This window comes from Synechococcus sp. RS9916 (assembly GCF_000153825.1).
In the GTDB taxonomy this organism is placed as follows: domain Bacteria; phylum Cyanobacteriota; class Cyanobacteriia; order PCC-6307; family Cyanobiaceae; genus Synechococcus_C.
The window spans coordinates 179,487-193,347 of the sequence record NZ_DS022299.1; the positions used below are offsets into that span (position 1 = coordinate 179,487).

The 13,861-nt window shown below is 61.7% G+C and carries 17 protein-coding genes; 11 read left to right on the top strand and 6 right to left on the bottom strand.

Features of this window, described 5'->3' with window-relative positions; genetic code table 11:
* The first annotated feature begins 2 nt into the window (after positions 1–2).
* On the top strand, positions 3–530 hold the full coding sequence (locus RS9916_RS01170) for a L,D-transpeptidase (RefSeq protein WP_007097336.1): 528 nt from the start codon (positions 3–5) through the stop codon (positions 528–530).
* Positions 531–549: 19 nt separating this feature from the next.
* On the opposite strand, the gene hemC is transcribed toward RS9916_RS01170, so the two are convergent.
* Positions 550–1,500 (bottom strand): hydroxymethylbilane synthase, encoded by a 951-nt coding sequence (gene hemC, locus RS9916_RS01175; protein ID WP_007097337.1) that lies wholly within the window; start codon positions 1,498–1,500, stop codon positions 550–552.
* A gap of 83 nt (positions 1,501–1,583) precedes the next feature.
* Between hemC and RS9916_RS01180 the strand changes: the two genes are divergently transcribed.
* On the top strand, positions 1,584–2,072 hold the full coding sequence (locus RS9916_RS01180; protein ID WP_007097338.1) for a DUF6561 domain-containing protein: 489 nt from the start codon (positions 1,584–1,586) through the stop codon (positions 2,070–2,072).
* A 45-nt stretch (positions 2,073–2,117) separates the two neighbouring features.
* Here RS9916_RS01180 and RS9916_RS01185 read toward each other — a convergent pair whose 3' ends face one another.
* Positions 2,118–2,456, bottom strand: coding sequence for a hypothetical protein (locus RS9916_RS01185; RefSeq protein WP_007097339.1), 339 nt, complete (start codon positions 2,454–2,456; stop codon positions 2,118–2,120).
* Between the two features lie 145 nt (positions 2,457–2,601).
* Here RS9916_RS01185 and RS9916_RS01190 point away from each other — a divergent pair, with 145 nt between their 5' ends.
* The 7 genes from RS9916_RS01190 (at position 2,602) to RS9916_RS15030 (ending at position 6,821) form a co-directional block, all read left to right on the top strand.
* Positions 2,602–3,345 (top strand): hypothetical protein, encoded by a 744-nt coding sequence (locus tag RS9916_RS01190; protein WP_007097340.1) that lies wholly within the window; start codon positions 2,602–2,604, stop codon positions 3,343–3,345.
* Positions 3,346–3,371: 26 nt separating this feature from the next.
* Positions 3,372–3,662, top strand: coding sequence for a DUF3104 domain-containing protein (locus RS9916_RS01195; RefSeq protein ID WP_007097341.1), 291 nt, complete (start codon positions 3,372–3,374; stop codon positions 3,660–3,662).
* 9 nt (positions 3,663–3,671) lie between these two features.
* A complete protein-coding gene (locus RS9916_RS01200; RefSeq protein WP_007097342.1) occupies positions 3,672–4,382 on the top strand; it encodes a hypothetical protein in 711 nt (236 codons plus the stop codon).
* Between the two features lie 95 nt (positions 4,383–4,477).
* On the top strand, positions 4,478–4,957 hold the full coding sequence (locus RS9916_RS01205; protein ID WP_007097344.1) for a nucleoside deaminase: 480 nt from the start codon (positions 4,478–4,480) through the stop codon (positions 4,955–4,957).
* Positions 4,958–4,962: 5 nt separating this feature from the next.
* Positions 4,963–5,625, top strand: a complete 663-nt coding sequence (locus tag RS9916_RS01210) for a hypothetical protein (protein WP_007097345.1) — start codon at positions 4,963–4,965, stop codon at positions 5,623–5,625.
* Positions 5,626–5,793: 168 nt separating this feature from the next.
* Positions 5,794–6,444, top strand: a complete 651-nt coding sequence (locus RS9916_RS15025; RefSeq protein ID WP_007097346.1) for a hypothetical protein — start codon at positions 5,794–5,796, stop codon at positions 6,442–6,444.
* A gap of 8 nt (positions 6,445–6,452) precedes the next feature.
* Positions 6,453–6,821 carry a carbohydrate porin gene (locus RS9916_RS15030; protein ID WP_232199491.1) on the top strand — a complete coding sequence of 123 codons (369 nt, stop codon included), beginning with the start codon at positions 6,453–6,455 and terminating at the stop codon, positions 6,819–6,821.
* Positions 6,822–6,933: 112 nt separating this feature from the next.
* On the opposite strand, the gene rpoD is transcribed toward RS9916_RS15030, so the two are convergent.
* Positions 6,934–8,373, bottom strand: a complete 1,440-nt coding sequence (gene rpoD, locus RS9916_RS01220) for an RNA polymerase sigma factor RpoD (RefSeq protein WP_007097348.1) — start codon at positions 8,371–8,373, stop codon at positions 6,934–6,936.
* Between the two features lie 382 nt (positions 8,374–8,755).
* Between rpoD and priA the strand changes: the two genes are divergently transcribed.
* Complete coding sequence (gene priA / locus RS9916_RS01225; RefSeq protein WP_050752224.1) at positions 8,756–10,990, top strand: primosomal protein N'; 2,235 nt, start codon at positions 8,756–8,758, stop codon at positions 10,988–10,990.
* Between the two features lie 31 nt (positions 10,991–11,021).
* Here priA and RS9916_RS01230 read toward each other — a convergent pair whose 3' ends face one another.
* From RS9916_RS01230 to RS9916_RS01240, 3 genes are read right to left on the bottom strand one after another with little or no spacing between them, the layout of a single operon-like run.
* On the bottom strand, positions 11,022–12,125 hold the full coding sequence (locus RS9916_RS01230) for a DUF3153 domain-containing protein (RefSeq protein ID WP_007097350.1): 1,104 nt from the start codon (positions 12,123–12,125) through the stop codon (positions 11,022–11,024).
* Positions 12,126–12,128: 3 nt separating this feature from the next.
* Positions 12,129–12,992 carry an acetylglutamate kinase gene (argB, locus tag RS9916_RS01235; RefSeq protein WP_007097351.1) on the bottom strand — a complete coding sequence of 288 codons (864 nt, stop codon included), beginning with the start codon at positions 12,990–12,992 and terminating at the stop codon, positions 12,129–12,131.
* Between the two features lie 9 nt (positions 12,993–13,001).
* The gene (locus tag RS9916_RS01240) at positions 13,002–13,568 is read right to left on the bottom strand and encodes a DUF2854 domain-containing protein (protein ID WP_007097352.1); all 567 of its coding nucleotides are present in this window, start codon (positions 13,566–13,568) and stop codon (positions 13,002–13,004) included.
* Positions 13,569–13,643: 75 nt separating this feature from the next.
* Here RS9916_RS01240 and RS9916_RS01245 point away from each other — a divergent pair, with 75 nt between their 5' ends.
* Positions 13,644–13,853, top strand: a complete 210-nt coding sequence (locus RS9916_RS01245) for a hypothetical protein (RefSeq protein ID WP_007097353.1) — start codon at positions 13,644–13,646, stop codon at positions 13,851–13,853.
* The last annotated feature ends 8 nt before the right edge of the window (positions 13,854–13,861 follow it).

Here is a 13,861-nt window from a genome sequence, read left to right on the forward strand (position 1 = left end):
TCATGTCAATTCGCGTTGTGTCGGTTTTCCGTTCGTCTGCGGCTGTGTTGGCGGCGTCCCTGGTGGTGTCTGTGGCAGCTCCAGTCGTGACCAGAGCGGCTGATCCCCAGGTGGCGAGTCTCACCGTGGGAGCAGAAACCCGCATTCATCTCGATCTGGCCAGCCGCAGGATCAGCGTGATCCGTGATGGCCAGCAACTGGGCCTGTGGCCTGTGGCCATTGGAGATCCCAAGACCCCCACCCCGGCAGGGGTCTTCAAGGTGGAGAACATGCGGATCAATCCGCAGTACCAGAGCACCAAGTCGGGCAAGGTGCATCCTGTCACCGGTCCTGGTGGTCCCCTGGGGCACCGCTGGATCGGGTTCCTGCAGCAAGGGGAGAATCAGTTCGGAATCCACGGCACCCCTTGGCCTCACTGGGTGAAGATCCGCGCGGCTGTCTCCAATGGGTGTGTCCGCATGCTGAATGCCCACGTCCAGCAGCTCTATGACCTGGTGGACGTGGGCACTCCAGTGATGATCACCCGCTGACGCGGGGATCAGTTGTTGATCACTGAGGGCGCATTTCCTCGAAAATCTCCTTGAGGATTTCGCCGGCGCCCTGGCCTTTGAGGGTGTCTGCCAGTTGTTTGCCGATCGCCTCAGCATCAGCGGTCGTGCCGCTGGCCTGATCGCGGATCAGACGTTTGCCATCGAGGCTGGCCACCATGCCGGTGAGCGTCAGGGTGTCGCCGTCGATCACGGTGTTCACACCGATCGGCACCTGGCAGCCTCCTTCGAGTTCGCGCAGGAACGACCGTTCCGCCAGGCAGCGGGCGGCGGTGGGAGCGTGCTCCAGCACCTTGATCAACTCGAGCACTTCCGGGCTGCCTTCCACGCATTCGATGCCCAGGGCCCCTTGGCCCACGGCATGCAGTGAGATCTCGCTGGGAATGATCTGGTGAATGCGATCGCCGAAGCCCAGGCGGGTCAGGCCTGCAGCAGCAAGGATCAGGCAGTCGTATTCGCCGGAATCGAGCTTCTCGAGGCGGGTGATCACATTGCCGCGCACATCCTTGAACTCAAGGTGGGGGTAGTGGTGACGCAGCTGCGCCAGGCGACGCAGGGAGCTGGTGCCCACCACCGAGCCCGCAGGCAGGGTGTCCAGCTTGTATTGCGCGTTCTTGGCGTTCACCGCCAGGGCGTCAGCGGGATCTTCCCGTTCTGTGATGCAGCCCAGCATCAGGCCTTCCGGCAGGTTGGTGGGGAGATCCTTGAGGGAGTGAACGGCGATCTCGGCCCGGCCCACCAGCATCTGGGCTTCCAGTTCCTTGGTGAACAGGCCCTTGTCGCCGATCTTGGCCAGCGCCACATCCAGGATCTTGTCGCCCTGGGTCGCCATGGCTTCCACGGAAATGGCCAAGCCGGGGTGAGCCTTCTCCAGCTCGGCTTTCACCCAATTGGTCTGCACCATGGCCAGCTGGCTTCGGCGGGAGGCGATGCGCAGTTGCTCGAGGGCCATGAACAGTCACTAGCAGCCGCCCAGACTACGCAGTCGAGCTCTCAGCTTTACGATTCGCCATATGTCGAGATGAGGTCGTCTCCATGCCAGGTCCGGTGGTGAACGGCGTCCGTCAGAACGGCTCCGTCAATCCAGTGCCGCAGCAGCCCGCCGCCGCAGAGGATGCACCTTTTCTTCCCCTGCTGGCTGAAGGCACGATCAAGCTGTTGTTGCTCTGCAGCGGTCAGCTTGTGATCGCCCGCCTGCGCAACACCACCGATCGGGACGGTGCGCCGGCCTATCAGTTGCTGCGGCCTCTTGAGGTGCAACCCAAGCGCGCCATCGATGCCGATGAGGCTGCTGCTGGGGCCAATGCGTCGAGTGGATGGCTGCTGTCTCCGTTTCTGGCTGGTCTCACGTCCCAGAGCAACCTGGTGCTGTTTAAAGGTGCTGTGGCCTCCATCCTCGACCCGGAGCCTCGTTTGATTCAGGCCTACACCACGCGTACCAATCAGGAATGCCCTCCTTCCGACACCCCTGTGGAGCGGTTGAAGCGCGCCTTTCAGGAATTCACCGACAGCATTGAGGCTTGAGGGTTGGCGTTCGTTGCTGGGGCGGCCGCCCCTTAAGCCGTCGCCTCAGGGGCGTTGTTCGACCGCCAGCATCTGGGTGGTGGCCTCCTCTTCCGCGGTAAATGCCACGTCGGGGATTGCCGCGTCGATCGACCTGCGGAAATAGAGCAGCACCTGGTCGCCGATCTTGCCTTCGTAGTAGTGCTGCCAGCCCCGCTTCCCGTAGATGTTCAGCAGGTTCTGGACCTGCAAGGGTGTGTTGGTGGCCTGACTGTTTTGGTAGTGGCTGGCAAATTCCTTTTCAAGGAATTCCTTCGACACCTTGAGTTGTTCGCTGGCCTTCACCGGATCAGGGGCCGGAATCGGCGTCACGTTCACACCCACCACCCGGTACTCGTAGGCCATCGCTCTCCACCAAAAGTGGCCTCACCCTAAGGGCTTTTTTGGGGGCTTCTTGGGCTTTGTGGCCGTGTCACCGCGCGGTGTGATCGTGCTCACGGTGTGCACCCTGCGCTCTCCATAGCTTGCGGCTGTGATCAGGAGCGGCTGGATGAATCGGTTCGGTTTCGTTTTGGCGGCGATGGTGGCCTTGCTGCCGCTGGCTCATGCAATCCCCGCTCAGTCGGGCCCTGCTCAGACGGTGTCCGCCTGTGGTTCTTCCGGTGACTTCCTCGTCCCGCCGCCATCGGGTTCCGGGAGCGGCGTGCCGCTGGGGCGTCTGGTGGTGCGGGATGGCCGTGTTGACCAGCGGGTTTGGCAGCAGCCACAGCAGCGCTGTGGTCTTGCCTTCAAAGGCGTGTTGGGCCAAGAGCAGCAGGGCTTGGCGTTGGGTGCATTTCGTTATCGCCTTCTGCCTGATGAGCAGGTGCTTGTGCTCGAATCGTGGGCTCTGTTCGGGCCGGTTGGTCGCGCTTACTACCGTCCCGAGCCGCGTCAGCAGAAGCCGCTTCCCCTTCAGACCCTGCAGCGCTGGGAAGAGCAGTGTCTCGTGCAGGCCAACTACCGCCCGGTGGATCTGGCGCCCATCAAGGGCCGCCCCCTGCACTACCGCCTTGTGAAGAACGGCTGGGTTTATCGCGTCAGCTGGGATGCACAGCAGCTGCGGTGCAGGACCGGTTCGCTTGGGCGACTCGAGGAGGGCCCGTCGCCCCTTGTCTCTTCCCATGGGTTTCGGCTTGAACAGGATCAGCTGATCGAAACCGTTCGCTTGGGCGGCTCTCGGGGTGCCAGTGCCCGTTACGCAACCCGTCGCTACCTGCCGGTCACCGCTGACAACCCACAGAAGGAGCGCTAGAACATTTGTATTGATAGAGGTGTCTGGTGAGCGTTGATCGTGCTGCTCGTCCCCGTCCGGACGCTTTGGATGTCCCGCCGGTGTTTCTCAGTGTGCGTCCTGGCGATTTTGTGATTGTGGCCAAAGCCACGCAGGTCGCCCTGCACGACGACGGCGATTGGTGGATGGGGCAGGTGGTGTTTTGCGAGGGCGGTGCCCGAGACCCCCGGGTGAACAGTCTGTTTCAGATCGCGGACGTGGACGACGGTTGCATTCACTGGGTCAATGCTGACCAGGTCACCCATGTGCTCCATGGGATGGACGGTCTGATCGCCTAGCGCCTGGGGGTGGCCCGTTGCTGGAGCCTTGGGCGCCAGCATGGACGCAGCAGCAGCGCCCTGGTGGTGGATCTTCCCTTTGGTTTGATCATCGAATCCTCCGCGGATGGGCGATTGCGGGTGGGCCAGTCCCCGTCATTGGGGTCGCCCATCGCGCTGCGTTTTGACGACAACGGTGAACTCCAGCCTGTCGCGACGGCTGGCAACGGGGAGGAGGAGGTCGGGGCTTCCGCCAAGAATGCTGCGGCGCTGATTGAGCAGGCCTGTCGCTTTGATCGCTATTCCGCTGCGCTGCGGGCGATCGAAGAATTGCTGGCGCTGCAGCTGGAGGCTGGGGTCAAGCATCTGCAGCGAACGCAGCAGGAGGGCCATTCCCAGGGGCAACGGATGCTGCCGATCCTGGCGGCCCAGAAAGCGGCCAAGCGTCAGCTGCATCAGGCGCTCGTTTTGCTGCACGGCGATGAGCAGGCCGCGACGCGTTTTGCCGTTGGGATCAAGTCGCTGTGTTCGAACTACAGCGAGGAGATCGAGCTCTGCATTCGTGTGCTGGCGGCTGTGGAAACGTTTCTGGTGCGGGCCGGAACTTGGTTCGCGGCCCAGGCCATGGACCAGTGCTTGGACTCTTCAACGGTGGCGGCTTTGGTCACCTTCAGTGCAGCAGGCTCGCAAGCCAATGCAGCCAGGGGGCTGTTGCAGGACGCTTTGCAGTATTGGGAGTGAAATCCTGCAAGTCGAGCGGCCTGAGGGGCTGGCATGGCGATCGGTTGCCCCGCCTGGTGGCCATGGCCAACCTGTGATCAGCCGTTTGCGATGTCATGGCCTCGGATCAGGATCAAACACTGATGCGTGAGGCGATCCGGCTGATGCGCGACGCCGGTGTGGTGAAGAAAACAGGAGGGCCTTTCGGTGCTGTGGTCGCTAAGGACGGAGAGGTGGTGGCAGCAGCAGGAAACAGTGTGGTGAGGGATCTTGACCCCAGTGCTCACGCAGAGGTCAACGCGATCCGGGCGGCTTGCAAAAAACTTGGAACCTGGGATCTCAGTGGTTGTGTGATGTACACAAGCTGTGAGTGTTGTCCAATGTGTTACGCCACCGCGTATTGGGCTGGGATTCGCACGGTGTTCTATGCCGCTGCATGGTCGGATTACAGCGATTTGTTCTCGGATCAGGCGATCAATGAGGACATGCAACAGCCCAAAGACAAGCGCGATATCAAGCTCATGCAACTTCTTCAGGGTGAGGCCTGTGAGGTCTGGAAAGAATTCCGTTTGCTCCCTGATGGGGCGCGTTACTGAATGCTATGGCTCCGTTGAGTGATTCCGAATTGTTTGATTCGGGTCATTTTGTGTACACCATTCATAGTGTGATTCCTTGCGAGAGTCGGCAGTCATTTGAAGACTTTCAGCGTGAAATGAATGAGGTCGCCAATCGTTTTGAGGGATACCGCGGTCAATCCATTTCATTTCAGGAAAAAGAGGATGGCCAGCATGTGCTGGCAACAACGCGGATTGTGTTCGAGGCTCTGGATCAATGCCTGCATTGGCTAGACAGTCCACAGCGACGGGGGTTGTTGCATCAGGCTGAAACCTTGATGAATTATCGCTATCAAGGAACTCTTGAGGCGGATTCCTTTGATCAGTGGATTCAGATGAGGCAGCCTAAAAAGGTTCCGATCTGGAAGGTCAATCTGCTGGTTTGGTTAGCGCTATATCCCTCGGTAATGTTATTAACGGTTTTTGGCAGCTCTAGCCTTGGTCGATTGCCTTTGCCATTGAATATGTTGATTGGCAATCTGATCACTGTTCTGCTGACCGGTCATTTTTTGGTTCCATGGCTTAGTCGTCTTTACGGGAATTGGCTTCACTCGCAGTCTCTCCGCCTGGCTTGGCTTGGGACTGTTTCGGTGTTTGTGATGCAGGTCGTTCTTCTAGGCCTTTTTTCATCCTTGCCTGGGATGTTGTGAGATGTTTCGTTGCTCAGGTTTCAAGTGCCCTAGCTTCTCCAATCGAGATTGTTGCGGGCATACTTTCCTGAGCACATCGCTTCTTGAAGCCGTGTTGTCTTGCAACCTTGCCGTGATGCGCTGCAGATGGTCTGCTTCCCCTGTCAGTTGTTTGCCGATGTGAGCTAGGTGCAGGTTGGTCAGGCTCTTGGTGGGATGGTGATCCGCGCTTTGATCGCATCGGTCTGGCTTGGGGCTGCGCCACTGATGGCTCAGCCGAGCCCCCCTACGAGTAACCCGGCTGCATCGCAAAAAGCTCCTGGCACCGGGGAGTTGGGGCGTTTGTTGGGCCTGCCTGCTGATGGTGCTCTGCGCATCAGCGGTGTTTGGGTTGGCAATGGCACCTCCCAGTGGGCAGGAGGTGTGTCCGACCAGAACGGCGTCAATGGTGCTCAGGAATTCCTGCTGGAAGCGAGTTTGGATCTGGGTAAAGCCATCGGTCTGGATCACACCTGGATCTGGGTTCAGGGTCTGCAGGTGAACACCACAAGCGATGCAGGTTTGGTGACAGGCAGTGTGCAGGGGTCTAACAGCCTCACAACACCACCACCTTGGAATCGTTCGGAATTGTTTGAGTTCGCGGTCCGCAAGGATTTTTGGGATGGACGGCTCCGTTTGATTGCAGGAAAGCAGTCAGCCAGTATCACGTTTGCCAACATCAACCGCCCTGATCAAACGACAGACCCTCGTTATCAGGTGGTGAATCTGTGGTCTGCCAAGACAGCGTTCCCACCAATTGCTTTGCCGAACTGGGTGCATGGGGGGTGTATGCATTGCTGACTCAGCGTTTGTCCAGTTTTCGCCCCGAGCAAGACAGCAGTGGGATCACGAGTTTTCTCAGTGCTGGATGGTCGCCATCGATCAGCAATCACATGGGTGCGTCTGTCACGGCCGGACTCACGGCGATTGGGCCTTTGGAAAGCCGCCCGAATGACAGCATTGGTGTTGGCCTGGCCTGGGCTGAGATCAACCGAACTCAGCCATTTCTGGAGGCTGAGTTCAATGCCAATGAGTTGATGTTGCAGGGGTATGTGCAAGTCGCTCTTGCTGACTGGCTGTATCTGCAACCCACGATCACCGTGCTTCCTCTGGTGGGGGATCGCGATGCTGAGGATGACTCGCTGAGCGGCTTGCTTCAACTCACGATGCTGTTTTAAGTGGACGGTGAGTTTGGCCGATTTCTATTGTTTTCTAGGCATTAAAAAACCCAGTGCATGACTGGGTGAAGTGGAGAGGATGGGAAGAGCCGGGGTGGCTCTTGCTCCTTGATTACTTGATGTATTCCTTGAGCACCCCGTTGCGGTTGGGGTGACGCAGCTTGCGCAGCGCCTTGGCTTCGATCTGGCGGATGCGCTCTCGGGTCACATCGAAGATCTGGCCGATTTCTTCGAGGGTCTTCATCCGACCGTCGTCGAGGCCGTAGCGGAGGCGCAGCACATCCCGCTCCCGTGGGCTGAGGGTGGCCAGCACCCCTTCCAGGTCTTCCCGCAGCAGGTTCTTTGCCACGTCCTGTTCTGGATTTTCGATGTCGGCTTCGATGAAGTCACCCAGGCGGGAATCCTCTTCCTTGCCGATCGGGGTTTCCAGAGAGATGGGCAGCTGGGCGCTCTTGGCGATGAAGCGCAGCTTCTCGATGGTCATCTCCATCGATTCGGCGATCTCTTCTTCCGTCGGCTTGCGACCGAATTCCTGGCTGAGCACCTTGGTGGTTTTCTTGATCCGCGAGATGGTCTCGTAGAGGTGAACCGGCAGGCGGATGGTGCGCGACTGGTCGGCGATGGCACGGGTGATCGCCTGACGGATCCACCAGGTGGCGTAAGTGGAGAACTTGTAGCCCTTCTCGTGGTCGAATTTCTCTGCGGCGCGGATCAGGCCGAGGCTGCCTTCCTGAATCAGGTCCTGGAAACTCAGGCCCCGGTTCATGTATTTCTTGGCGATCGACACCACCAGGCGCAGGTTGGACTGCACCATCTTTTCCTTGGCCCGACGGCCCAGCATCAGGCGGCGGCGGAATTTGATCAGGGGCATTTCCACCAGGGCTGCCCACTCCTTGGTGTCCGGCTCACGGCCGTTATCACTTTCAAACTGGGCCGCCAGTTCTTCAAGCAGCAGAAGATCGGCGATTTTGCGGGCCAGCTCGATCTCTTCATCCGGCCTCAGCAGGCGGATGCGACCGATTTCTTGCAGGTAAACGCGAATGGAATCTTCGGTGTAAACCCCTTTCGGTCCCACCTTGATGCTGGCCAGAGCTTTGGCCCTGGCCTCTTTTTCAGCGGCAGCTGACGCTGGTTTGTTAGCAGCTGGTTTGGCCACAGCTGCTTTGGCGGTGTCAGCAGGCGCAGCCTCAGCCTTAGCAGCAGTTTTTGAAGCGCTGCTCTTGGCGGTTGTGGATTTGGCTGCAGTGGCCTTCGCGGTTGTGGTTTTGGCTTTGGCAGTTTTGGTTTTGGTGCTGCTGGCCTTGGTGGTTTTCTTGGCGGGCTTGGCTTTACCGTCTGCAGCGGCCAGAAGTTCGTCTGCAGCCGCTTTCAGATCCGTGTCTTTGGGAAGCGCAGCTGCACGGGTCCGAGGTGTGCGGGTTTTGGCCGCCTTGGCCGCTTTCTCTTCAGCAGAGGGCTTCACCGGCTTGGCCTTACCACTCGAATCAGCGAGCATCACGATGGATGGCTTGGCAGCGGCTTTGGCCTTAGTTTTGCTCGCAGCAGGACTCATAACGTCGAGAAGGTCAGCAGGGTTAGCGGTAACGACGGCTCCTGCCGAAACCAAGTTCGGCAGCAGGCCAGTTCAATGCAGTTCAGGCGTGCTTCAGCACCGAATCCAACGAGAAGCGGTGACGCAACTGAATTAACAAGGCTTGGCTGGTGTCTGGGACTGACGCAGGGCTGTCAGGGGCGTTCTTAGACCGGTCGACCGACGTGGGATGGATCCCTGGTTCGAGCTGCGCGTCTTCCCTCTGGACGGAACTCTGCTTGTTCCGACAACAGCGTAAAGCTGTCCAACTTCTCTATCTTAAAAAAAACTTGCGACACCTGCAACTCCACCTTTGTAGCGGTCGTGGGAGGCGAAGGTGACCACTGTGCTTCCGACCGGGCGGATGATTGAGGTGGATGTGTGGCTGGAGGCGGGCCGAGACGGGCGTGCATTCAGCTATTGCGACCGCCAGCAGCTCGGTGTCGGTTTGGGGGATTTGGTGCGCGTTTCCCTGCGGGGCCGCCCTCTCCAGGGACTGGTGATCGCCTGCCGCGAGCAGGGCGACGCGTCGATCGATCCCAAGCTGCAGCCGGTGCAGGCCGTGATTCAGGCGGCTGCCGTTGACCCGGCCTGGCGGACCTGGCTGGATGCCATGGCTTGTCGTTGTCATACCAGCCCGTTCCGGATGTTGAAGGCGGCGCTGCCCCCCGGTTGGCTCGGGCAGCGTCCCAGGGCTCCGGTCGCAGAGCGGATGCGCTGGTGGGTGTCGGTGGTGGCGGCAGCGGGCCCAGACGCGACCGAGGCTGCGCTCCCCAGGCGGCAGCAGGACTTGTTTCGCCATCTCCAGGATGCAGACGGTTGCTGGCAGAGCCAGCTCCAGATGGAGGGATTCGGTGCCCACCTGATTCAGGCGCTGTTGAAGCGGGGGCTGGTGCAGCGCGAGCAGCGACCCGCATCCAGCGGCGATCAGGCGGACGCTGCTCCTGCTGCGCCATTGGAGGAGCCTCAGATGCTCACCCCTGAACAGCAGCAGGTGGTGGAGGCGTTCTCCTCGCAGCCCGATGGGGGCGGAATGCTGCTCTGGGGCATCACGGGTTCCGGGAAAACGGAGGTCTATCTGCAGCTGGTGGCTCGGGAGTTGGCAGCGGGTCGCCATGCCCTTGTGCTCACACCGGAGATCGGTTTGATCCCGCAACTCGTTGACCGTTGCAGGCGGCGCTTCGGCGAGCGGGTCGTTGAATATCACAGTGGTTGCAGTGATCGGGACCGGGTGCGCGCTTGGCGCCGTGCTCTTGATGCCTCCCAGCAGGGCAGTGGCCCCCTGGTGGTCGTGGGAACCCGTTCCGCCGTGTTCCTGCCCCTGGCGCCTCTCGGGCTGATCGTGCTGGATGAGGAGCACGACAGCTCCTACAAGCAGGACTCACCGATGCCCTGCTATCACGCCCGAGACCTGGCCCTGGAGCGGGTGCGCTGTATGGGCGGTCGGGTTCTGCTAGGCAGCGCGACCCCCTCGCTCGAAACCTGGACACAGCTCTCTCCTGCAGGCCCTCTGGCCCTGGCACGCCTCACCCGGCGGATTTCTCAGCAGGAGCTGCCCCCGGTGCATGTGATCGACATGCGCCTGGAGTTGGCTGATGGCCACAAGCGCTTGATCAGTCGCGCTCTGATGGACCGTCTGGCCCAGCTGCCCGAGAGCGGTGAGCAGGCCGTGGTGCTGGTCCCCCGGCGCGGTTACAGCAGTTTTCTCAGCTGCCGTAGTTGCGGTGAGGTGGTGATGTGCCCTCATTGCGATGTCGCCCTCACCGTTCACGGCAAACAGCCGGGGCGGCAATGGTTGCGTTGCCACTGGTGTGACCACCGCGCTGAGGTGGAATCCCGCTGCAGCCATTGCGGTTCCACAGCCTTCAAGCCTTTTGGTGCCGGAACGCAGCGGGTGCTGGAGCGGTTGGCGGACGAACTCGAGGGATTGCGGTTGTTGCGGTTTGACCGCGACACCACTGGTGGTCGCGATGGCCATCGCCGCCTGCTGGAACAGTTTGCGGCCGGTGAAGCGGATGTGCTGGTGGGAACCCAGATGCTCGCCAAGGGGATGGATCTTCCCCGGGTCACCCTGGCGGCGGTGTTGGCTGCGGATGGCTTGTTGCACCGTCCGGATCTGCGGGCCGGAGAACAGTGTTTGCAGTTGCTGTTGCAGCTGGCGGGTCGGGCTGGCCGCGGCGAGCGTCCCGGCCAGGTCTTGGTGCAGACCTATTCCCCCGATCACCCAGTGATCCGCCACCTGGTGGATGGCCGCTACGAGCGATTTCTTGAAGAGGAGGTGTCCTTACGACGGGAGGCTGCACTCGTGCCGTTCAGTCGCGCCTGTCTGTTGCGTCTCTCCGGCGAGTCGGCCGCGGCGACGGCCACGGCTGCCAGCGTGCTGGCGGAACAGGTACGCCCGCTTTGTGCGGCTGCCAATTGGTGGTTGCTGGGGCCGGCTCCTGCTCCGGTGGCCCGGGTGGCCGGTCGCAGTCGCTGGCAACTGCTGCTGCATGGGCCAGCCGGCAGTGCCTTGCCCTTGCCCCCCGGGACGGCGCTCTGGGATTCCCTTCCCTCCGATGTGGCCCTGGCGGTGGACCCTGACCCTCTGCAGTTGTGAGGTGTGCGGCCACGCGCGTGGCCGATGGCAGCTAAGACGGCAGTTCTGGATAGCCGAAGCCCAACTTGAGACGGATCTGCTGCAGCACCAGTGTCAGGGCCAGCAGCAGCACCACCACCACGCTGCCCAGCCCGAGGGGGCTCCAGTGCCAGCGGCGCACAGTCAGTTGATTGCGGCTTCCCGCTTGAAGGGGCCACACCAGCCGGCCGTGGTCGACCGCGGCGGGCATGGGGTTGCTGCTGGAGTGGCCTGATCCCGGCAGGGGCGCCACGCTCACGCTCAGTGCGGGCAGTGGAAGGTCACCAAGCTCCTCGAGATTCACCACCAACTCAAGCTGCTGCTGCACGCCCACCAACCAGTTGCGTTCCTTCAGCTGCAATTCAGGCGCAGGCAGTGTCAGCCCTGCCGCAGCTCCTGCTGCGGTGATCGTGGTGGCCAGGAGTTGTTCTGCGTCTGCAGCCCGCAACACAGGTGCCTCAAACCGCTGGGTCCCTGAAGGCACGCTGCCTGCTCCTTTGGACCAGGCCGATCCATCCGCCTTCAGTTTCTGCGCAAAGGTGGTTTGCCAGGGCAGCAGTCGTCCGGTGCCACTGTCACTGCTCCAGCCCAGCTTTACCCGGTCTGGACCCACGAGATCGATGTCGGCATTCAGCCGGCCGCAGCTGCCCAGCAGCAGGGTGAGCCCGACCAGTACCGCGATCACAACAACTGCAAACCCCGGTGCAGCGGCCTGGGTCGGTCCTGTCGGCGGCGGCGGTGGTGGTGGCGGCCCTTGGTTGCGGCGCCGGCGCATCGGCCGTGGGCGTTCCCCCATCTGGGCTGACATCTCCAGGGTGGGAAGCTGCATCGACCAGCTGGCCGGCCGCTGCAGGCTTGGCGCTTCCAGCACCTCCAGCAGCTGCTTGGCCCGCAGGCGGAGATCGCTGTCCCGGCAGCGGGTGAGCATCCGGCAGGTGCTCAGCGCCTTCGACTCCTGCCCCTGCCCCATCCAGGCGGTGACCATCAACATGCGGATGCGGGCTCCTTCGGGGTCCGTGATCGGATGCGCCTCAGCCAGAGGCTCCAGCAGCTCGAGGCACTGGCCGTAATCACCCCGGTCGAGGGCGGCTTCAGCCGGGGCCGTGGGCAAGCTCATCGATCAACCGCGACCCATCACCATCGTGCCGATGCCTGCATCGGTGAACACCTCCAGCAGCAGGGCGTGGGGCACACGGCCGTCGAGGATATGGGCCGCGGCCACACCCTGGGCCAGGGCCCGAATGCAGCACTCGGTTTTCGGAGTCATGCCCCCCGCCACGACGCCGTCTTCGATCAGTTGGCGCGCTTCCGACAGACGCAGTTGGGGGATCAGAGACTCGGGATCGTCGCGATCCCGCAGGATCCCAGGGGTGTCGGTAAGCAGGATTAATTTCTCCGCCTCCAGCGCTGCCGCCAGTTCTCCGGCCACGGTGTCGGCATTGATGTTGTGGGCGGTGCCATCACGGGTGGCCGCCACACTGGAAATCACCGGCACGTAGCCCTTTTCCAGTAGTGGTTCGAGCACGTCAGGGTTGACCCGGGCCACGTCGCCCACGAGGCCATGGCTGCCATTGCCCCATGGGCGGGCTTCCACTAGCAATCCGTCGCTGCCGCTAAGGCCGACGGCCCGGGCGCCCAGCTTGTTCAAGCCGTTGACGATCTGTTTGTTGACCCGGCCGACCAGCACCATCTCCACCACATCCATGGTGTCGGGATCGGTGACACGGAGTCCGTCGCGAAACTCGGCAGGAATCTCCAGACGTTTCAGCCAGGTGTTGATCTCAGGGCCCCCGCCGTGGACCACCACCGGTTGAACCCCCACGCTGGTCAGCAGGGCGAGGTCGCGAAAGACCGCTTCACGCAACTCGGCGTGCACCATGGCGGCCCCGCCGTATTTGACAACGATCCGCCGCCCGGCGAAGCGCTGGATGTAGGGCAGGGCTTCACTGAGGACGGAGACTCTCAGGGTGTCGTCGCTGGCCATCGCTCGCGTTCACTGCCCTCCATGCTGACCTGCGGCCGGAGCCGCCGCCTGCAGGAGTCGGAGATCGATGCGGTCTCCCCCCAGATCCTGGAGATCGGCATGAAGCCCTTTGGCGAAGAAACGCCCTAGCCGCTCTTGCTTCTCGGTCCAGCGCTCAAGGCTCACTGCACCAAGCTCAAAGCGCAGTCGCAGTCCGTAGCCGTCGGCTCCATTCAGTTCTTCAATCTCCAGCAATTGAGGCGGGGTGTCGTCGTCCCAGAGCTTGAGAGCTTCCAGGGATGATTCCAGATGGGCTTTCTGGCCGTAGCGCCAACGGGTTACATCGGCCAGCAACTTGCCCAGCTCGGGGGCTGCGGCTTCCCGCTGCGCCTTGAAGGTGTTCGCCGGCACCACCCGTTTGGCCGGTGGCAGCTCGGATGATTTCAAGGCCAGACCCCCCAGGAGAATCGGGATCCCGTAGAAAATGGTGGGAAGGCTGAGGTTGGCGTTGCCGGTGCCGTAGGCAACGGCTCCCACCACGGTGAGTACGCCGCCGGCAACGGTAATCAGGTTGCCTGGTGAGAACAGATCTTTCATGGACGCCACTCTGATGCACGCGCCGCGCAACTGCGTCGCGCGCGCGAGAATGCCTGAAGACCCTGCACTGGCTTGATGGAGAGCAGCTCCCCCGGCCGCGATCACCAACCGGACCTCGCCACGCTGATCAGCGATCTGGATCAGGACCGGGCCTGGTTGCTTCAGCAGATTGACAGCGGTCGTTGGCCCGAGCTGCGTCTTGATCTTGCCGCTCTCGAACGGGAACTCGGGCAACTCCTGGTGCGCGCTGCAGAACGCCTGGAGGGCGATGCCCGGCGCACCTGATCGTTCCG